Genomic DNA, 20,091 nt, shown 5'->3' with positions numbered 1-20,091 from the left:
CAAAGGCCCTTTCCCATGCCCGTCATGACCGAACCCAAGCTGATCGCAGGTAATGCCAACAAGCCGCTTGCGGCCTCCATCGCGCGGCGCATGTCGATGCATCGCGGCGTCAATGTCGGGCTGTGCGATGCCCGGGTCGAGCGGTTCACCGATCAGGAAATCTTCGTCGAGGTGTTCGAGAATGTCCGCGGCGAGGATATGTATATCATCCAGCCGACCTCGAACCCCGCCAATGACAACCTGATGGAACTGCTGATCATGACCGACGCGCTGCGCCGGTCCTCGGCCGCGCGGATCACGGCGGTCATTCCCTATTTCGGCTATGCACGGCAGGATCGCCGCGCCAAGGCGCGCACCCCGATCAGCGCCAAGCTGGTCGCCAACCTGCTGACCGAGGCGGGGGTGGACCGGGTCCTGACGATGGACCTGCATGCCGCGCAGATCCAGGGGTTCTTCGACATTCCCGTGGACAACCTCTATGCCTCGCCGGTGTTCGCGCTGGATGTGCAGCATCATTTCAAGGGCAGGATGGACGATCTGATGGTCGTCTCGCCCGATGTGGGCGGCGTCGCGCGGGCGCGCGAACTGGCGCAGCGGATCAACGCGCCCCTGTCCATCGTGGACAAGCGGCGCGAGAAGGCCGGCGAAGTGGCCGAGATGACGGTGATCGGCGAGGTCAGGGACAAGGCCTGCGTGATCATCGACGACATCTGCGACACCGCCGGAACGCTGGTCAAGGCCGCGCAACTGCTGGTCGATAACGGCGCGACCGAGGTGCATGCCTATATCAGCCACGGCGTGCTGTCGGGCCCCGCGGTCGAGCGGGTCAGCAAATCGGTGATGAAATCGCTGGTCATCACCGATTCGATCCAGCCCTCCGATGCGGTGAAGAACGCGCCCAATATCCGCATCGTGCCGACTGCGCCGATGTTCACGCAGGCGATCCTGAACATCTGGAACGGCACCTCGGTCAGCAGCCTGTTCGAGACCGACACGCTGCTGCCGATCTACGAAGGGCTGTATTCCGCCGCCTGACGCCACCCCGGCGGTTGTGCGGCGAATCGGCTTGGCCGTCCTGCCGCCCCCCGCAGATCGTGCCCGCGCCTATCCGCACCCGCGCCGTGACGAAATGTCGGACGCGGGGCGGCGTGCGCGTCGTTTTTCGGGGAAACCGCGCGCTTCCTTATCCCATATTAGCATCCCGCGCCGCTTTTCCGCCTAGGCTGGAACGCAGCTTCAAGGATGGGCGATTGCGCCGATCCGGGCCTCAGCGGTGCCGCCCGTCTCGCGGCCGCGACCCTGCGGGGTCGGTCGCAGGCAATGTCGCGCGCCGCTGTCCATGAAACGCTGAGGAGGTCTTATGGATCATTCCAAACACACCCCGCTTCGCCCCGAGGAACTGGATTCCGCCACGCTGCAGGGCGCCAATGTCTATGGCCCCGACGACAGCAATATCGGCGATGTGTCCGAAATCCACGGCACCGGCCCGAACGCCAAGGCGGTCGTCGATGTCGGCGGCTTTCTGGGAATCGGGGCCAAGCAGGTCGCGCTGGACGTGTCGCGCCTGAACTTCATGCGGGACGAGAACGGCAAGGTTCACGCCCAGACCACCATGACCAAAGATGAGCTGAAGAACCTGCCCGAGCATCGGGCTTGATCCTCTTGTTGCATCCATGACGACCGGCCGGGCGGGCGACGCCTGGGCCGGCCGGTCGGCGATCTGTCCCGCAGGGCGCGGATCGTCCTTGCCGCCAGCCTTCAATCACGAATGGAGAACCCCATGCCCACGAACGAAAACTACGGCTATTCGGCATCGCCGCGCGGGGACGGCATCGTGCACCGCGTGTCATGGGGCGCGATCCTTGCGGGCGCGGTCGTGGCGGTCGCGCTGATGATCCTGTTCACGACCTTCGGCATCGGCATCGGTGCCACCGCAATCGACCCGCAATTCGAACGCAATCCCACCGAAGGCATCGGGATCGGATCGGGCATCTACCTGATCGTGACCAACCTGATCGCGCTTGGCGCGGGCGGATACGTCGCCGCGCGCATGGCGGGCGTGCCGCGCATGATCGCCTCGGTCCTGCACGGGGCTGCGGTGTGGTCGGTGGCTACGATCTTTCTGGCCTGGGCGTCGGTGACGGGCGCGGGCGCGATGTTCGGTGCCGCCGGATCGCTGCTGAGCGGGGCGGCCGACACGGTCGTCTCGACCGGGCAGGCGGTGCTGCCCGACGACATCTCGCTGCCCGACCCGTCGGAACTGGCCGACCAGCTGTCCATCGATGATCTGCCCGACGAGGTTCAGGCCACGCTGCGCGAGAACGGCATCACCGAGGCCAATCTGCGGCAAGAGGCGCAGACCGCGTTCCGCAACGTGTTCAGCGAAAGCGAACAGCAGGCGGCGATGGCCCGGATTCGCCAGGCGATGGCCGACATCATCGCCTCGCCCGGAAATATCGACCAGGATCTGGACGCGCTGATGGACGACATGGTCGGCGGCCCGAACGCCATCCTGTCCGAGGAAGACAAGGAACAGGCGCTTGCGGTGCTGGAACGCCGTCTGGGCGTGACCCCGCAAGAGGCCGAACAGATGGTCGCCACCGTCCAGTCGCGCATCGAATCGGCGATCACCCAGATGCGCGAGACGGCGGAAGCCGCGCGGGCACAGGCCATCGAGGCGGCGCAGGCCACCAGCGATGCCATCGCCTCGGTCGCGTTGCTGGTGTCGCTGGCGCTGTTGCTGGGACTGGCTGCGGCATGCGGCGGCGCATACGTGGCCCGGCCCGACGATCTGATCGGCGACCGCCTGGACGATCATGGCTGAGACGGTCCCGATCCCGCTTGCATCCCCGCCCGCGCCCGGGTGTAAATCCTTGTGAACGGGCTTTGTGATCGGGATCGGACGCCGTCATGGACGAGATAGACACCAATGTCGGGCTGATCTTCGACAAGCTGGACGGCTGGCTGGACGGGTTCTTCAGGTTGCTGCCGAACATCGTCGTCGCGCTGATCGTGCTGGGGGTGTTCTGGTTGCTGGGGCTGGCGCTGGACCGGTTCGTGAATTCGGCCGCCGCGCGCCGGGGTCGTCACAGCCTGGGCGAGGTCGGCGGATCGCTGGCGCGGTGGGCGATGGCGATCGTGGGCATGATGCTGGCGGTCACCATCGTCGCGCCGTCGGTCAGCCCCGGCGATCTGTTCGCCGGGCTTGGCGTCAGCTCGGTCGCCATCGGGTTCGCGTTCAAGGACATCCTTCAGAACATGCTGGCCGGCATCCTGATCCTGCTGCGCCAGCCCTTCGAGGTGGGCGACCAGATCATCTCGGGCGGGCACGAGGGCACGGTCGAACGGATCGAGACGCGGGCGACGATGATCACCACCTATGACGGCCGGCGCGTCGTGATCCCCAACGCGGTGATCTATACCGACAGCGTCGTCGTGAACACGGCGTTTCCGATGCGCCGGTCGGAATACGATATCGGCATCGGCTGCAACGATCCGTGGGACAAGGCGCGCGCGCTGATGGAGAAGACCTGCGCCTCGGTCGAGGGGGTCAGCAGCGATCCGCCGCCCGAAACGATCCCGGTCGAGCTGGGCGATTTCGCCAATGTGGTGCGCCTGCGGTGGTGGACGAAATCCGACCGCGCCTCGCAGATCCACGTCTTCGGAGAGGTCTTGCAGGCGGTCTACAAGGCGCTGGACGAGGAAGGGATCGACATGCCCTATCCGACTCAGATCCACCTGTTTCACGACCAGACCGAAGAGGTGGACGGCGATCGCAGCAAGCAGCGCGAGGGTTGGCCCGCCGGGCGCGGCGACGTCCCGCGCCCGCGCCGGCAGGCGATGGCGCAGAAGGCGGGCGAATAGGAAGGCCGGATCGGCGCCGGGCCGACCGCGCGCCGCGAACCGCGATCACGCGCCGCGGATCGCCACCACTGCGGCCATCGGAAAGTGATCCGATCCGATGGTGCGCTTGCGCTCGAACGAGATCAGGTCGATGCCCTCGGTGACGTAAAGCTGGTCTATCGGAAAACGCAGCACCGGATAGCGGGCATCGAAGCTGGACAGCATACCGCGCCCGACGCGCGGGTCGCGGTAATTGCCGTGATGCTTGAACCGCTGCGCGGTCCATGACCAGGCGGTTTCGTTGAAATCCCCCATCGAGATCACCGGCAGGTCGGAATGTTCGGTCAGCGTGGCCGCGCGCCGGATCTGTTCGTCCCGCTCTTCCGTGTCCTGACCGGGGACCGGGGGGCGGGGATGCAGGCCGATGAAGTGAAAGGCGGCGCCGTCCGGGGCCCGCAGTTCCGACAGCACGGTGGGCGTGTTGTCATCGGCCAGAAACACCGCCTCGGCCGATGTCGCATCCAGCCTGGTGGCAAAGATCAGCCCGTAATGGTTGTCCAGCGGATGGCGCAGCACGGTCGGATATCGCGACAGGCTCTCCTCCAGCGCATCGGCCCAGACCTGATCCGTTTCCATCAGGAAAAGGACATCGGGGTCTTCCTCGTCGATCAGGTCGATCAGATGGTGATGCTGGTCGTTTTCCATCAGCACGTTCGAGGCCAGCAGCTTGATCGTCGGTCGGTCCGATGGCTGGGCGAACTCGATCTCGACCGGGGAAAGCGTCGTGTAGGGAAAGATCTTGCGGGCCTGATACGCCGCACAGATCGCCATGATTGCGACGATGATCAGCGAATCGGCGCGCAGCACCAGAATGGCGACAATGGCCACGACCACCGCCGCGACGAAAATATGCAGGCGCGGAAAGTCCCACACCCTGATCCACCATTTTGTCGAATTGGTCAGCGGCAGGACGGTCGTGGCAAGAACCCCCAGTCCGGCCAGCCAGATCAGGGCGCGCAGAATATCGAACAGCATGGCGTGACCTCCTTCACTGCGGCGTTATCCCGCCGCTTGATCTTCATGTGCGGAACGGGGCTGCCGGATCGCCCCTCGCCCCAACTTCCGGACAGGAAAACGGCGCCCGCGCAGGCCGGGATGCGTCTGCCAGCCTGCGACCCCCGCCACCTATGCGCCCACGCGGGCGTCGTCGGCGGCATCCGTGGCGGGAACCGCGTCGGGGGGCGGGAACCATGAGGTATCCAGTTCCACGAACGCATCCACGAAATCCGTCTCTTCCTCCCATTTCTCGCGGGCCAGAAGTCGGAAATACGGACGCTCGATCTCGATCTCGCCGGCGGCCACGAAAGAGCGCAGCATCTTGTTGACATAGATCGAGGTCAGCCCGACGGCCTGACCGATCTCGACCTGGCTGAAGGGCACGTGGAACCTGTTGCCCAGCCCGACATTGGCGACCGCCAGACGCGACCGCAGTTGCAGCAGAAAGAATTTCAGCTTGCGCGCCGCATCCATCGAGCCAAGCGAACTGGCGTGATGGCGCAGCGCGATCTGATCCAGGCTGCCGATCCCGATCAGCAGCGCCGCCAGCCGCGGATAGTCCACGATCAGCGGCGCCAGCCCCTTGCGCGGGAACGGGCAGATCGTCCCGTCCGTCTGCATCGCGATGCGATGATGCGCCTCGGAGGCGCCAAGTTCGGCCAGACCTATGATCTCGCCGGGCAGATAGATCCGCAGGATCTGGCTGCGCCCGTCGGCGATATCCGCCGTCACCACCGCCCAGCCCGATTTCAGCACCACGATGCCTTCGGTCAGATCGCCCGCGCCGACGACAAGGCTTCCCTTGGTCAGGGGCCGTTCGTCGCGCTCCATCTCAGCGATGAAGTCGCATTCGCGGTCGGTCAGCGTCACGAAACGCGACAGGCGGCTGACAAGGCAACTGGGGCTGTGTTCGCTCATGCCGATCACCATAAGGGCTTTTGCGCGACCGTGGAAAGAGGGGGCGGGGCAGGTCGCCCGCCATGCGCGCCGGACGGCCGGTGTCGGGCAAGGGCCACGCGCAACCGGCACGCCGTCACGATGTCGCCTGCGGGTCCACGCGCTGCAACTCGCGCCAGCCGATATCGCGGCGGCAGAAGCCGTCGGGCCAGTCGATGGCGTCGACCAGATCATAGGCACGGCGGTGCGCCCCCTCCAGCGTTTCGGCGCGGCCGGTGCAGGCCAGAACGCGCCCGCCGGTCGCCACGATCTGCCCGTTTCGTTCGCTGGTTCCGGCATGAAACACCATCTCGAACCCGTTTTCGCGAATGGCGTCCAGCCCCCCGATCACGCTGCCCTTGCGGTAATCGCCCGGATAGCCTTTCGCGGCCATCACCACCGTCAGCGCGTGATCGTCGGCCCAGTTCACGCGGGCGTCCGACAGCCGGTTCTCGGCGCAGGCCAGCAACAGATCCAGCACCTGCGCCCCCAACCGGATCATCAGCACCTGACATTCGGGATCGCCGAAGCGGACATTGTATTCCACCAGCCGCGCCTGCCCGTCGCGGATCATCAGCCCGGCATACAGCACACCCTGGAACGGCGTGCCGCGCCGGGCCATCTCGGCCACGGTGGGACGCACGATCTGCGCCATCACCCGATCCTGAAGATCGGGCGTCAGGATCGAGGCCGGGCTATAGGCCCCCATCCCGCCCGTGTTCGGGCCGGTATCGCCTTCGCCCACCCGCTTGTGATCCTGCGCCGTGCCGATGGGCAGACAATCCGTCCCGTCGCACAGCACGAAAAAGCTGGCCTCCTCGCCCTCCATGAACTCCTCGATCACGACCGAGGTGTCGCCGAACGCGCCCTCGAAGATCGCGTCGATCGCGGCATGGGCCTGATCGACGCTGTCGGCCACGGTGACGCCCTTTCCCGCGGCCAGCCCGTCGGCCTTGACGACGATGGGCGCGCCCGTCTGCGCGACATGGGCGCGGGCGCTGGCTGCATCGGCAAACCGCGCCCATGCGGCGGTGGGCGCGCCGCAGGCGTCGCAGATCTGCTTGGTAAAGGTCTTCGATGCCTCAAGCGCGGCGGCCGCCTGCGAGGGGCCGAAGACCAGAAACCCCGCCTCGCGCAGCGCATCCGACACGCCCGACGCCAGCGGCGCCTCGGGGCCGATCACGACGAAGTCGATGGCGTGTTCCTGCGCGAATTCCAGCACCGCGCTGCGCGAGGCGATGTCCAGGCTGGCGCAGCGTGCGATGTCGGCGATGCCCGCATTGCCGGGCGCGACGATCAGGCGGTCGCATTTCGGATTCTGCCGGATCGCCCAGGCCAGCGCGTGTTCGCGCCCGCCGCCGCCCAGGATCAGGATGTTCATCTGCCGCCCTTTCGCTTGACTTGCCGGCGTTCTAGTCTGGCCGAAGAAAGGGAACAAGCGGCATGGACCTTCTGGAAGACGCAGCCGGCAGCAATGCCCATGAATTCACGGTGTCCGAACTGTCGGGCGCGGTCAAACGCAGCATCGAGGACCGCTTCGGCCGCGTCCGGGTGCGGGGCGAGATCGGGCGCGTGTCCCGCCCCTCGTCCGGCCATCTCTATTTCGATCTCAAGGACGACCGGTCGGTGCTGGCGGCGGTGACGTGGAAAGGGCAGGCGGCCCGGCTGGCGCAGCGCCCCGAAGAGGGGATGGAGGTGATCGCCACCGGCCGCATGACGACCTTTCCGGGCCAGTCGAAATACCAGCTGATCGTCGATCAGATCGAACCGGCCGGCGCGGGCGCGCTGATGATCATGCTGGAAAAGCGCCGCAAGGCGCTGGCCGCCGAGGGTCTGTTCGACCAGGACCGCAAGCGCGCCCTGCCGTTCCTGCCGCGCGTGATCGGCGTCGTCACCTCGCCCTCGGGCGCCGTGATCCGCGACATCCTGCACCGCTTGCGCGACCGGTTTCCGACCCGGGTGCTGATCTGGCCCGTGGCCGTGCAGGGCGAGGGATGCGCGCCCCAGGTCACCGCCGCCATCCACGGCTTCAACGCGCTTCCGGATGGCGGCCCGATCCCGCGCCCCGACCTGATCATCGTGGCCCGCGGCGGCGGCAGTCTTGAGGATCTGTGGGGCTTCAACGAGGAAAGCGTCGTCCGCGCCGCCGCCGCCAGCCGCATCCCGCTGATCTCGGCCGTGGGGCACGAAACCGATACCACGCTGATCGACTTCGTGTCCGACCGGCGCGCGCCGACTCCGACCGCCGCGGCCGAGATCGCGGTGCCGGTCAGGTCCGATCTGGCCGCGCGCCTGGCCGAATTCGGCGCGCGGATGACGCGCGCCAGCGCGCAGCGCATCGACCGGCCGCGCCAGCGCCTGCGCGATCTGGCCCGCGCCATGGGCCGGCCCGCCGCGCTGACCGAGGCTGCAAGGCAGCGGCTGGATCTGTGGGGCGTCAGGCTGGAACCGGCGCTGCGCGGGCTGGTGCGGACGCGGCGACAGCATCTTGCCTCGCGCCCGATACCGGCAGCCACGCTGCGCCAGTTCACGGCAGGCAAGCGTCACCATCTGGACCGCGCCCGGCTGCGTCTGGACGCGGTGCGCGAACGCCGCCGCGACCGCCGCAGCGACCGGCTGACGGCGTTGCAGGAAAGACTGGACGCCTCGCTGTCGCGGGTCGTGGCGGTGACGCGGCGCGCGGTGATCAGCCAGGGCGCGCTGCTGGATCAGCTGTCCCGCCGCCTCGACACCGCCGCCGGGCGGGCCACGGCCACGCGCCGCGATGCGCTGCTGACGCTTGACCGGATGCGGCTGACGCTTGGCTATACCGAAACGCTCAGGCGCGGCTTTGCGGTCGTCCACGGCGATGACGGACTGATCACCTCGGCCGCCGCCGCCCGCCAGACCGCCCGGTTCGAGATCGAGTTCTGCGATGGCCGCGTACCCGCGCGGCCCGATTCCGCCCCGCCGAAATCCGGGCGCAGATCGCCGCCGCCCGAAACGACGCCCGAACAGAAGACCCTGTTCTGATCTTTGGCGTGCAAATATCCCACGGGGGTCCGGGGGTGTGAAACCCCCGGTCCTCAGGCCGGCTGCGGGCGCATCACCAGCCAGATCAGCGCGGCGCCGGCCAGAACCAGAAACGGCAGCATCGCCAGGTTGACCGCGTTCCAGCCGGCCTGAACCGACCCGCCGGTGCAGTTCATCAGCCCGCCCGAGGACAGCGAGGCCAGGAACACCCCGCCAAACACGAACATGTCGTTCATGCCCTGAACGCGGCCGCGCTCCTCGGGGCGGTGGGCGCGGGCCAGCATCGCGGTCGCGCCGATATAGCCGAAATTCCAGCCGATCCCCAACAGGATCAGCGCGCCGAAGAAATGGCCCAGCTCGACCCCGGACAGTGCGACGGCGCCCGCGCAGGCCAGGATCACCAACCCCAGGCCGACGATGCGCGGCGCGCCGAAACGCACGATCAGCGCGCCGGTAAAGAAGCTGGGGGCGAACATCGCCAGCACATGGGCGCTGACGATATCGGCGGCGTGGGTGGGCGCGAATCCGCAGCCGACCACCGCCAGCGGCGTCGAGGTCATCACCAGATTCATCAGCGCATAGGACACCATCGCGCAGATCATCGCGACGCCGATCTGCGGCGTGCGCAGCAATTCGGACATCGGCCTGCCCGCCATCTGGCCCGGCTGCGCCACCGGGGGCTTTGGAATGTCCAGAAACGCGAACAGCAGCGGCCCCAGCAGGTTCAGCCCGATCACCGCCAGATAGGTGCCCAGAAACGGCACCGCGGTCAGATCGGTCGTCGCCCGGACGATGGCCGGCCCGACGATGGCCGAGGCCAGTCCCCCCGCCATCACCCAGGAAATCGCGCGCGGGGCGAAATCGTCGCTGGCCGTGTCGGTCGCCGCAAAACGATAGAACCCCTGCGCCGACATGTAGACGCCCGTCAGCAGCGATCCCAGCATGAACAGCAGGAACGATCCCGTCCACAGCCCCGCAGCCGAGATCGCGGCCCCCGCGCCGGCGGCCAGCACCGACAGCACGAACCCGCTGCGACGCCCGTGATGCTGCATGAACCGCGCCAGGGGCCGCGCGGTCACGGCGGAACCCAGAACGATCATCGAGATCGGCAGCGTGGCAAGACAGGGATTGGGGGCAAGGATCTGCCCGGCAAGCCCGCCGACGATGAAATTCACCGGCATCTGCGCGCCTAGGATCGCCTGCGCGGCGATCAGCACCGCCACATTCCGATGCGCCCGGTCCATCATGCTCTCTCCGTCAGGCCCGGCGCAGCGCCGCCGCCGCCCGGGCTCGGCCTTCGATGCCCACCCAGTTGCCATCGGCCAGATCGGCATCGGTCACGATCCAGCTGCCGCCCACGCAGACGACGTTGGGCAGCGACAGATAGCTGTGGGCATTGTCGGGCGACACGCCGCCGGTCGGGCAAAAGCCGATGGCGGGCAACGGGCCTGCCAGCGATTTCAGCGCCGGCGGCCCGCCCGCCGCCTCGGCCGGAAAGAATTTCAGCATGTCGAAACCGGCATCGGCCGCGCGCATCACCTCGGACGCGGTCGCGGCACCGGGCAGAAGCGGCAGGTCCAGATCGGTGCAGGCGTCGACCAGACGGTCGGTCAGCCCGGGCGAGACGGCGAATGTGGCGCCCGCCTGTTTGGCGCGCGTCGCGTCGTCCGGGGTCAGCACCGTGCCCGCCCCGACCTCTGCCCCCTCGACCCCGGCCATCTGCCGGATCGCGTCCAGCGCGGCGTCGGATCGCAGCGTCACCTCCAGCACGGGCAGGCCGCCGCGCACCAGCGCGCCGGCCAGATCGGCGGCCTTTGCGGCGTCCCGTATCACGATCACCGGGATGACCGGCGCCAGCCTGCACAGGGCGCGGGTCTTCTGCGATTGCTGTTGCGGAGTCATGTCACGGCCCCTCCGGAATGTCAGGCGCAACCTGACCCCAAGCCGCGACCGATGCAAGACGATTGCGGGTCCGGTGTCGCGCCGCGCGGCCGCGACGACCTGCGCCGGATCAGAACCCCGTGTGCCGGAACGCGCTGAGCACGGCGACGTAATGCGCGGCGGCCGCCGTCACCACGAAACCGTGCCAGATCGCGTTCTGAAAGCGCAGTTTCTGCCACAGATGAAAGATCACGCCCGCCGAATAGATCACCCCGCCCACGACGATCAGGATCACCGAATCCGGCGGCAGGGTGGCGGCGATGGGGCGGATCGCGACCAGGCCGCTCCACCCCATCAGCAGATAAAGCACGACGGCCAGCCGGTCATGGCGTCCGGGCAGGGCACATTTCAGCGCCACCCCAAGCCCCGCCATGATCCAGATCGCCAGCAGCAGCCCGAAGATCATCGGATCTTCAAGGCCGGGTTGCAGGAACGGCGTGTAGGTCGCGGCGATCAGGATGAAGATGGCCGAATGGTCCAGCCGCCGCATGATCCATTTCAGCCGCGAGGGGCGCAGCATGTTATAGGTGAACGACACGGCCAGCCCGCCCACCAGACACAGCCCATAGATCCAGGCGGCGATCACCGCGCCCGGATCGCCCCAGACGGTGGTGTGATAGATCAGCGCCGTCACCCCGATCAGCGCCAGCACCACACCGATGCCATGCACGATTCCGTCTGCCAGAATCTCGTGAAAATCGTAATCTCTGCCGAAACGGAACTGGCTGCTCATCGCGGCCCCACTGATGACTGACATGGACACTTGAATACGGACAAATCATCGCCGATCGGGCGGCGCGACGCCATTCGTCCTTTTGGTCAGGTTTTTACCGATGTGGCTGTCGCGGCCATCGCCGTCAAGCGGCGCGATGTCGCTTTGCGGCAGGCGGGCGGCGCAAACAAGCGGCAAGGGCGGGGCCGGCACGCTATCAAGGGGACCAGTCACGATCGGGAGACCAGGCGATGATGGATGAGGCCGGTGCAGAACGCCGCACGCGCAGAGGAGGGGGCGGGGCCGCCCGCCGGGCCGAACGGACCGCCACGCGAACCGAATTCGCGCGTTTCATCACCCGCAACGTGCCCGATTTCCAGATCCTGAACGCCGAGGCGCTGGAGATCATCGAGGCGAATGCCGAAACCCTGCTGGCCGAGATCGGCGTGAACTTCGTCGACAATCCCGACGCGCTGAAACTGTGGAAGGATGCGGGCGCCGATATCGACGGCGAGCGGGTGCGCCTGCCGCGCGGTCTGGCGCGCAGCCTGTGCGCGACCGCCCCCGCCACCTATGTCCAGCACGCCCGCAACAGCGAACGCAATGTCGAGATCGGCGGCCGCAACCTTGTGCTGGCGCCGGTCTATGGCCCGCCTTTCGTGCGCGATCTGGCCGGCGGCCGCCGCTATGCCACGATCGAGGATTTCCGTAACTTCGTGAAGCTGGGCCAGATGACGAAATGGCTGCATCACAGCGGCGGCACCGTCTGCGAACCCACCGACATCGCCGTGAACAAGCGCCATCTGGACATGCTGCACGCGCATATGACGCTGTCGGACAAGCCGTATATGGGGTCGGTCACGCTGCCCGAACGCGCCGCCGATTCGGTCGAGATGTCGCGGATCCTGTTCGGCCCCGATTTCGTGGACCGCAACACGGTCATGACCTCGCTGATCAACATCAACAGCCCGCTGACCTTCGATTCGGTGATGATGGGCGCGCTGGAGGTCTATGCGCGCGCCGGACAGGCTTGCATCGTCAGCCCGTTCATCGTCGGTGGCGCGATGGCGCCGGTGACGGTCGCCGGTACGCTGACGCAGGTGCTGGCCGAGGTGATGGCCGGCGTCGCCTATGCACAGCTGGTCCGGCCGGGCGCGCCGGTGATCGCGGGGGCCTTCGTCACCTCGATCGACATGAACAGCGGCGCGCCCACATTCGGCACGCCCGAGGCCGCGCAGATCACCCTTGGCGCGGGGCAGCTGATGCGGCGTCTGAACCTGCCCTATCGCAGCGCCGGGGCGTTCTGCGGCTCGAAACTGCCGGATGCGCAGGCGGCGTACGAGACCGCGAACACGCTGAATATCGGCCTGCTGTCGGGCGTGAACTTCATGCTGCACGCCTGCGGCTGGCTGGAGGGCGGGCTGGTCAGCAGTTACGAGAAATACGTGATGGACGCCGACCAGCTTGGCATCCTGCACCGTCTGGCGCAGGGCATCGACATGTCCGAAAACGGCCAGGCGATGGACGCCATCCGCGAGGTCGGACCGGGCGGGCATTTCCTGGGCTGCGCGCACACGCAGGCCAATTTCAAGGACGCGTTCTGGCGCAGCGGCATTCTGGATTACAAGCCGTTCGAGACCTGGGACGAGGAAGGCGCGCGCGATACCGCGACGCTGGCCGCGATCCGGGTCGAACGGATGCTGGCCGAATACCAGGCACCGCCCATCGACCCCGGCACCGCCGAGGCGCTGGCCGATTATGTCGCCCGAAAGAAGGCCGCCGTCCCCGACAGTTTCCTGACCTGAGGCGGGCCGAGGGCGCGCGCCCGCCCGGACAGGACGTCTTGCCGCGATCCGGGTCCTGTCCGTATATTCCGACAGTCTTGCCGACCGGAGATCGCGATGGCCGACGTCACACGCAATGCCCGTTTCTGGGACCGCGCCGCGCGCAAATACGCGGCCAGCCGGATCGGCGATCCGCAAGGCTATGAACGCTCGGTCCAAAGCCTGCGCGACCGGCTGCGTCCGCAGGACAGGGTGGTGGAATTCGGCTGCGGCACCGGGACCACCGCGCTGCGGCTTGCGCCCCATGCAGCTGACATCAGCGCAAGCGACATCTCGTCCGCAATGATCGCGATCGCGCGCGACAAGGCGCGCGCCGAGGGTTGCGGCAATGTGCGTTTCCAGGTGGCCGCACCGGAAACCGCCGGCTGGCCTGACGACCATTTCGACGTGGCGGTGGCGATGAACGTGCTGCATCTGATCGAGGATCGGGGCGCGGCGCTGCGCGCCGTCCACCGCACCCTGCGTCCGGGCGGGATCTTCGTGTCGAAGACGCCCTGCCTGACGGAAATGACGCCGCTGATCCGCATCGCCGTGCCGGTCATGCAACTGATCGGCAAGGCGCCCTTCGTCGCGTTCCTGTCCGCAGCCGAGCTTGAGCGCGAGATCGCCGGCGCGGGCTTTCAGATCGTCGAACGCGCCCGGCACGGCACGCGCGGCCGCGATATCCGCCCCTACCTGGTCGCCCGCCGGCAATAGGCCGCCCCCGGCGTCTTTGGGGTTGTATCCGCGCCCCGCCCGGACTATGTGCAGCGCACTTCACAGGCAGGGGAGGGCTTTGCGGACAGACATCCCGCACGGTCCACCGGTTGAGGCGACGCCTTCAAGACCCCTGCCCAGGCGCAAACCGGAAAGGACATCGACATGGCGCTTCCCGAATTTACCCTGCGTCAGCTGCTGGAAGCTGGCGTTCATTACGGTCACCAGACGCAGCGCTGGAACCCCCGCATGGCCGAATATATCTATGGCGAGCGGAACGGCATCCACATCGTCGATCTGACGCAGACCGTCGAGATGCTTGACGCAGCGTTGCAGGTCGTGCGTGACACCGTCGCCAAGGGCGGGCGCGTGCTGTTCGTGGGCACCAAGCGTCAGGCGCAGAAAGCCATCGCCGACGCCGCCGAAAGATCGGCGCAATTCTACATGAACCACCGCTGGCTGGGCGGCACGCTGACGAACTGGAAGACCGTGTCGCAGTCGATCGGCCGCCTGAAGGCCATCGACGAGATCATGGCCGGCGGCGCCGAAGGCATGACCAAGAAGGAACGTCTTGGGCTGGAACGCGAACAGGCCAAGCTGCAGGCATCCCTGGGCGGGATCCGCGACATGGGCGGCCTGCCGGACCTGCTGTTCGTCATCGACGTGAACAAGGAAGACCTGGCCATCGCCGAAGCCCGGAAACTGGGCATCCCGGTCGTGGCCGTGGTCGATACCAACTGTTCGCCCGACGGCGTCAGCCACATCATTCCCGGCAATGACGACGCCGCCCGCGCCATCGCGCTGTATTGCGATCTGATCAGCCGCGCCGCGCTGGACGGCATGAGTGCGCAGATGGGTGCCGCGGGCGTCGATCTGGGCGCGCTGGCCGAAACCTCGGAAGAGCTGCTGGACGCGGGCGAAGCCGACGCCAAGGCCGAACCGCAGGCGACGGCCGACGCCTGATCCGTTTTCGCGGATCGGATATTGCCACGGGTTTACGCAATTGCCGCCGGGCGGGGACATGCCCCGCCTGACGCGTCGAACAAAGGAGACGGATCATGGCTATCACCGCCGCAATGGTGAAAGAGCTGCGCGAGACGACCGGCGCAGGAATGATGGATGCCAAGAAGGCACTGACCGAGAATGACGGCGACATGCAGGCCGCGCAGGACTGGTTGCGCACCAAGGGTCTGGCCAAGGCCGCGAAGAAATCCGGCCGCGTCGCCGCCGAAGGTCTGGTCGGCGTCGCCGTGCGCGACGGCAAGGGCGTCGCGGTCGAGGTGAACTCGGAAACCGACTTCGTGGCCAAGAACGAGGAATTTCAGGACATGGTCCGCCGCATCGCCACGGCCGCGCTGGACGTGGACGATGTCGAGGCGCTGAAAAACGCGCAGATCGACGGCAAACCCGTGTCCGAGGTTCTGACCGACGCCATCGCCCGGATCGGCGAGAACATGACCCTGCGACGGATGGAAAAGGTCGAGGCGCCGCTGGTCGTGTCCTATGTCCACAACGCCGCCGCCGACGGGATGGGCAAGATCGGCGTGCTGGTCGGGCTTGACGGCGGCAACGAGGATATCGGCCGCCAGATCGCCATGCATGTCGCCGCGACCTCGCCCGCCTCTCTGGGTCAGGACGATCTGGACCCGGCCCTGGTCGAGCGCGAGAAGCAGGTTCTGACCGAACAGGCCCGCGAATCCGGCAAGCCCGAGGCGGTCATCGAGAAGATGATCGAGGGCCGGATGAACAAGTTCTTTGAGGAAGTCACCCTGAACGGACAGAAATTCGTCATCAATCCCGATGTCACGGTCGAACAGGCCGCCAGCGATGCCGGCGCGAAGATCGTGGGCTTTGCCCGCGTCGCCGTCGGCGAAGGCATCGACAAACGCGAAGAGGATTTCGCCGCAGAGGTCGCCAAGACCCTGGGCGGCGCCTGATCTTCCTGCGGGCGGGGCGGTTCACGCCGCCCGGCCCCGCGACAGGAACTGCGATACGACGCCGGCCGCGATGGCCGGCGTTTTTCGTTCCGCGATCCGACCGGCGGTTCCCGCGACGGACGCACCGCACCGCTGGACCTTCGCCGCGCCGCCGTGCAAGAAGTGGCCAGAACCGCGCAACGGCAAGATCACCACGTCCTCATGTCCTTCATCATCGCCATCGACGGCCCGGCCGCGTCCGGCAAGGGAACCATCGCCCGCGCCCTGGCCCGCCATTTCGGGTTTCACCATCTGGATACCGGGCTGCTTTACCGCGCGACCGGCGTGAAGGGCGGCGATCCCGTCGCCGCCGCCCGCAACCTGACCGCCGAGGATCTGACCCGGCCCCAGCTTCGCAGCGCCGAGGCGGGTCAGGCCGCCAGCCGCGTGGCCGCGATTCCGCAGGTGCGCGAGGCGCTGGTCGATTTCCAGCGCCGCTTTGCCGCGCGTGAGCCCGGCGCGGTGCTGGATGGCCGCGATATCGGCACGGTCATCTGCCCCGACGCGCAGGTCAAGCTGTATGTGGTCGCCTCGGACCGGGTGCGCGCGGATCGCCGCGCCGCCGAATTGGGGGCCGATCCCGCGGCGATGCTGGACCAGCTTCGGGAACGCGACCGCCGCGACAGCGAACGCGCCAGCGCGCCGCTGCGCCCGGCCGACGATGCCGTCGTGATCGACACCAGCGACCTTCAGATCGACGAGGCGGTTGCCGCCGCCATCGCCGCGGTGGACAGGGTCCGTCCGGCGCGCTGAGCGGCGCTTGCGCGAGGCTGCGGAATGCGCAACGCTGTCGCCCGCAAGAAGGAGTCGCCATGAACGTCCAGCCCCGTGCCGCCACATCCGCCATTGCCGCCTCGGACGGCGTCTTCATCGACAATACATGGCAGCCCGCGCGCAGCGGCGCGACGCTTGAGGTGATCGCCCCCGCCACCGGCAAGGTCATCACCCGCATCGCGGACGGCGACGCCGCCGATATCGACGCCGCCGTTGCCGCCGCACGACGCGCGCTTCAGGGGGCGTGGGGTGCCCTGTCCGCCGCCGAACGCGGCCGGATTCTGGCCTGCGCAGGCGCGCTGGTCGAGGGGGCCGCCGAAGAACTGGCCTGGCTTGAGGCGCACGATACCGGCAAGCCCATCGCCCAGGCCCGCGCCGATATCGCTGCGACCGCCCGCTATCTGGAATTCTATGGCGGTGCGGCCGACAAGGTGCATGGCGACACGATCCCCTTCCTGCCGGGTCATATGGCCATGACCGAATATGTGCCGCTTGGCGTCACCGGGCATATCATCCCGTGGAACTATCCGGCGCAGATGTTTGGCCGCACCATCGCGGCCTCGCTGGCGATGGGCAATGCCTGCGTGCTGAAACCGGCCGAGGATGCGTGCCTGACCCCGCTGCGCCTGTGCGAGATCCTGCGCGATGCCGGGCTGCCCGACGGCGCGCTGAACTGCGTGCCGGGCCGAGGAGAGGTGGCTGGCGCGGCGCTGGCCGCCCATCCCGGCGTCGATTTCCTCAGCTTCACCGGCAGTCCCGAAACCGGCGCTGCGGTGCAGATCGCGGCGGCGCACAACCATATCGGCTGCACGCTGGAACTGGGCGGCAAGTCGCCGCAGATCCTGTTCGCGGATGCCGATCTGGATCGCGCCATGCCCGTGATCCTGAAGGCGATCACGCAGAATGCCGGCCAGACCTGTTCGGCCGGGGCGCGGCTTCTGGTGCAGGATGCCATCCTGCCCGAAATCGCCGAACGCCTGCGCGACATGGTCCCGAACCTGACCGCCGCCGCGCCCGAAAGCGACCGCGATCTGGGACCGCTGATCAGCCGCAGGCAGCTTGACCGCGTCCGGGGGTTCTGCGCGCAGGCCGATGCGGACGGCATTCCGCTGATCGCCGAGGGGCGGATCGACGCGGGCGCGGCCGAAGGCGGCAACTGGATCGCGCCGCGCGCCTATGGTCCGGTGCCGCGCGATCACGCGCTGGCCCGGCAAGAGGTGTTCGGCCCGATCCTGTCGCTGATGCGCTTTACCGATGAGGCCGACGCGATCGCACTGGCCAACGACACCGAATACGGTCTGGTCGCCGGCGTCTGGTCGCAGGACGGATCGCGCGCGCTGCGGGTGGCGCGCCGGATCGTGGCGGGGCAGGTCTTCGTGAACGCCTATGGCGCGGGCGGCGGGATCGAACTGCCCTTCGGCGGCATGAAGAAATCCGGGCATGGCCGCGAAAAGGGCTTCGACGCGCTGTATGAATTTGCGGCGATCCGCACGATGGTCATCCGCCACGACTGACGCGAAGCCGGCGTTTTCCTTGACCGGATACCCCGGCCGCCGCGCCTTGGGCGGCAACGCTAGCGCGCGATGATCTCGAAGCGTTCGACATCGACCATGCCGCGATCGGTGATCTTCAGCGCCGGAATGACCGGCAGCGCCAGGAACGCCAGTTGCAGGAACGGCTCGTCCAGCACCACGCCCAGGCTTGCGGCCGCGCGGCGCAGATCGGCCAGCCGGTCGCGCACCGTCTCGAACGGCTCAAGGCTCATCAGCCCGGCGACCGGCAAGGCAAGCTCGGCCAGGATGCGGCCGTTTTCCGCCACCACGAACCCGCCTTCGATGGCCGACAGCCGGTTCGCGGCCAGCGCCATGTCGTCATAATCCGCGCCGACCACGGCGATGTTGTGGTGATCGTGGCAGACCGTGCCGGCCATCGCGCCGCGCGTCATGCCGAAGCCGCGCACGAAGCCGGTCGCGATGTTGCCGTTCTTGCCGTGCCGTTCGATCACCGCGATCCGCAGCAGGTCGCGCGACGTGTCCGGCCGCTTGTCGCCGTCCTGCGGCGCGATGTCTTCCACCAAATGGCGGGTGATGATCCGGCCTTCCTCGATGCCGATCACATCGGTTTCGACCCGGTTGCCCGTGCAGCGGAAATCGGCGGCGCCGACACGCGGCGCGCGGACGGAGTTGCGCCCCACCGGCGCCACGCTGCCGCGCGAGGCAAAGGCCGCCGCGTCCACGACCCTGCCGGCGCACAGCACGATCTGCGCGTGACAACCCTCCAGACTGTCCAGCGCCACGATATCGGCGCGCAGCCCCGGCGCGATCAGCCCGCGATCCTTCAGGCCGAACGCCTCGGCCCCCGACAGCGAGGCGGCGCGATAGGCGGCCAGCGGCGGCGTGCCGATCACGATCAGCGTGCGGATCATGTGATCCAGATGGCCGTGTTCCGCGATGTCCAGCGGATTGCGATCATCCGTGCACAGGCACATATAGGGCGACGTGCGTTCGTCCAGCACCGGTTGCAGCGCCCGCAGATCCTTGCTGACCGAACCCTCGCGGATCAGCACCCGCATCCCCTTGCGCAGCTTTTCCCGCGCCTCGTCGGCCGTCGTCGCCTCGTGCTCGGTGCGGATGCCGGCGGCGACATAGGCGTTCAGGTCGCGCCCGGACAGTTGCGGGCAATGCCCGTCGATATGCTTGCCCGCAAACAGGCGCAGCTTGGCCATTGCGGTCGGATCGCGGTGGATGACGCCGGGATAGTTCATGAATTCGGCCAGCCCGATGCCCGAGGGATGGTCCATGACCTCGCGCAGATCGTCCGCTTCGATCCGCGCGCCGGCGGTCTCCATCTGGGTCGAGGGCACGCAGGACGGCAGTTGCACCCGCAGATCCATCAGCAGATGCGGCGAGGCCTGCTGGAAATACCGGATGCCGTCCAGACCGATGACATTGGCGATCTCGTGCGGGTCGCAGATCGCGGTGGTGATGCCGCGCGGGGTCACGCAGCGGTCGAATTCGAAGGGCGTGACCAGGCTGGATTCGACGTGCAGATGCGTGTCGATGAACCCCGGCACCAGCGTCAGTCCGGTGACGTCGATCACCTCGCGTCCCTGATAATCGCCCACGCCCGCGATCCGGTCGCCGCAGATCGCGACATCGCCCTCGATCGTCTCGCCGGTGATCAGATCGAACACACGCCCGCCGCGCAGCACCAGATCGGCCGGTTCATCGCCGCGCGCCTGCGCGATGCGCCGTTCAAGATCGTCCATGGCCGCCTCCGGTTATCCTCGCGCACCATAGAA

General features: G+C 67.5%; 18 protein-coding genes. 11 read left to right on the top strand and 7 right to left on the bottom strand.

Going from position 1 to position 20,091, the window contains the following annotated elements; genetic code table 11:
- Nucleotides 1–15: 15 nt before the first annotated feature.
- The 4 genes from JHW45_RS10470 to JHW45_RS10455 all read left to right on the top strand — a co-directional run bounded on the left by JHW45_RS10470 (nt 16) and on the right by JHW45_RS10455 (nt 3,864).
- Nucleotides 16–1,035, top strand: coding sequence for a ribose-phosphate pyrophosphokinase (locus JHW45_RS10470; protein WP_272857644.1), 1,020 nt, complete (start codon nt 16–18; stop codon nt 1,033–1,035).
- Nucleotides 1,036–1,360: 325 nt separating this feature from the next.
- Nucleotides 1,361–1,657 carry a PRC-barrel domain-containing protein gene (locus JHW45_RS10465; RefSeq protein WP_272857643.1) on the top strand — a complete coding sequence of 99 codons (297 nt, stop codon included), beginning with the start codon at nt 1,361–1,363 and terminating at the stop codon, nt 1,655–1,657.
- Between the two features lie 123 nt (nt 1,658–1,780).
- The gene (locus JHW45_RS10460) at nt 1,781–2,824 is read left to right on the top strand and encodes a hypothetical protein (protein WP_272857642.1); all 1,044 of its coding nucleotides are present in this window, start codon (nt 1,781–1,783) and stop codon (nt 2,822–2,824) included.
- An 86-nt stretch (nt 2,825–2,910) separates the two neighbouring features.
- Nucleotides 2,911–3,864: a mechanosensitive ion channel family protein gene (locus JHW45_RS10455; protein WP_272857641.1), complete on the top strand. Its 954-nt coding sequence runs from the start codon at nt 2,911–2,913 to the stop codon at nt 3,862–3,864.
- A 45-nt stretch (nt 3,865–3,909) separates the two neighbouring features.
- On the opposite strand, the gene JHW45_RS10450 is transcribed toward JHW45_RS10455, so the two are convergent.
- The 3 genes from JHW45_RS10450 to purD all read right to left on the bottom strand — a co-directional run bounded on the left by JHW45_RS10450 (nt 3,910) and on the right by purD (nt 7,216).
- On the bottom strand, nt 3,910–4,878 hold the full coding sequence (locus JHW45_RS10450) for an endonuclease/exonuclease/phosphatase family protein (protein WP_272857640.1): 969 nt from the start codon (nt 4,876–4,878) through the stop codon (nt 3,910–3,912).
- Nucleotides 4,879–5,028: 150 nt separating this feature from the next.
- On the bottom strand, nt 5,029–5,817 hold the full coding sequence (locus tag JHW45_RS10445) for a Crp/Fnr family transcriptional regulator (protein WP_272857639.1): 789 nt from the start codon (nt 5,815–5,817) through the stop codon (nt 5,029–5,031).
- A gap of 115 nt (nt 5,818–5,932) precedes the next feature.
- Nucleotides 5,933–7,216 carry a phosphoribosylamine--glycine ligase gene (gene purD / locus JHW45_RS10440; RefSeq protein ID WP_272857638.1) on the bottom strand — a complete coding sequence of 428 codons (1,284 nt, stop codon included), beginning with the start codon at nt 7,214–7,216 and terminating at the stop codon, nt 5,933–5,935.
- Between the two features lie 62 nt (nt 7,217–7,278).
- Between purD and xseA the strand changes: the two genes are divergently transcribed.
- Nucleotides 7,279–8,847, top strand: coding sequence for an exodeoxyribonuclease VII large subunit (gene xseA, locus JHW45_RS10435; RefSeq protein WP_272857637.1), 1,569 nt, complete (start codon nt 7,279–7,281; stop codon nt 8,845–8,847).
- Nucleotides 8,848–8,900: 53 nt separating this feature from the next.
- On the opposite strand, the gene JHW45_RS10430 is transcribed toward xseA, so the two are convergent.
- The 3 genes from JHW45_RS10430 to trhA all read right to left on the bottom strand — a co-directional run bounded on the left by JHW45_RS10430 (nt 8,901) and on the right by trhA (nt 11,521).
- The gene (locus JHW45_RS10430; protein ID WP_272857636.1) at nt 8,901–10,094 is read right to left on the bottom strand and encodes an MFS transporter; all 1,194 of its coding nucleotides are present in this window, start codon (nt 10,092–10,094) and stop codon (nt 8,901–8,903) included.
- A gap of 10 nt (nt 10,095–10,104) precedes the next feature.
- Complete coding sequence (gene eda, locus JHW45_RS10425; RefSeq protein ID WP_272857635.1) at nt 10,105–10,749, bottom strand: bifunctional 4-hydroxy-2-oxoglutarate aldolase/2-dehydro-3-deoxy-phosphogluconate aldolase; 645 nt, start codon at nt 10,747–10,749, stop codon at nt 10,105–10,107.
- A gap of 109 nt (nt 10,750–10,858) precedes the next feature.
- The gene (gene trhA, locus JHW45_RS10420; RefSeq protein ID WP_272857634.1) at nt 10,859–11,521 is read right to left on the bottom strand and encodes a PAQR family membrane homeostasis protein TrhA; all 663 of its coding nucleotides are present in this window, start codon (nt 11,519–11,521) and stop codon (nt 10,859–10,861) included.
- A gap of 233 nt (nt 11,522–11,754) precedes the next feature.
- Between trhA and JHW45_RS10415 the strand changes: the two genes are divergently transcribed.
- The 6 genes from JHW45_RS10415 to JHW45_RS10390 all read left to right on the top strand — a co-directional run bounded on the left by JHW45_RS10415 (nt 11,755) and on the right by JHW45_RS10390 (nt 18,304).
- Nucleotides 11,755–13,305: a trimethylamine methyltransferase family protein gene (locus JHW45_RS10415; RefSeq protein ID WP_272860597.1), complete on the top strand. Its 1,551-nt coding sequence runs from the start codon at nt 11,755–11,757 to the stop codon at nt 13,303–13,305.
- Nucleotides 13,306–13,401: 96 nt separating this feature from the next.
- Nucleotides 13,402–14,040 carry a class I SAM-dependent methyltransferase gene (locus JHW45_RS10410; protein ID WP_272857633.1) on the top strand — a complete coding sequence of 213 codons (639 nt, stop codon included), beginning with the start codon at nt 13,402–13,404 and terminating at the stop codon, nt 14,038–14,040.
- A gap of 165 nt (nt 14,041–14,205) precedes the next feature.
- Nucleotides 14,206–15,003, top strand: a complete 798-nt coding sequence (gene rpsB, locus JHW45_RS10405) for a 30S ribosomal protein S2 (RefSeq protein ID WP_272857632.1) — start codon at nt 14,206–14,208, stop codon at nt 15,001–15,003.
- Nucleotides 15,004–15,098: 95 nt separating this feature from the next.
- On the top strand, nt 15,099–15,977 hold the full coding sequence (tsf, locus tag JHW45_RS10400; protein WP_272857631.1) for a translation elongation factor Ts: 879 nt from the start codon (nt 15,099–15,101) through the stop codon (nt 15,975–15,977).
- A 201-nt stretch (nt 15,978–16,178) separates the two neighbouring features.
- Nucleotides 16,179–16,769 carry a (d)CMP kinase gene (locus JHW45_RS10395; RefSeq protein WP_272857630.1) on the top strand — a complete coding sequence of 197 codons (591 nt, stop codon included), beginning with the start codon at nt 16,179–16,181 and terminating at the stop codon, nt 16,767–16,769.
- A gap of 59 nt (nt 16,770–16,828) precedes the next feature.
- Entirely contained in the window at nt 16,829–18,304 is a 1,476-nt protein-coding gene (locus JHW45_RS10390) for an aldehyde dehydrogenase family protein (protein ID WP_272857629.1), read from the top strand.
- 59 nt (nt 18,305–18,363) lie between these two features.
- On the opposite strand, the gene ade is transcribed toward JHW45_RS10390, so the two are convergent.
- Nucleotides 18,364–20,058: an adenine deaminase gene (gene ade / locus JHW45_RS10385; RefSeq protein WP_272857628.1), complete on the bottom strand. Its 1,695-nt coding sequence runs from the start codon at nt 20,056–20,058 to the stop codon at nt 18,364–18,366.
- Nucleotides 20,059–20,091 lie beyond the last annotated feature (33 nt).

The organism is Paracoccus stylophorae, assembly GCF_028553765.1.
GTDB classification, from domain to species: Bacteria; Pseudomonadota; Alphaproteobacteria; order Rhodobacterales; family Rhodobacteraceae; genus Paracoccus; species Paracoccus stylophorae.
The sequence above is the reverse complement of the archived record's forward strand: the minus strand, read 5'-3'. Positions and strand labels throughout refer to the sequence as shown.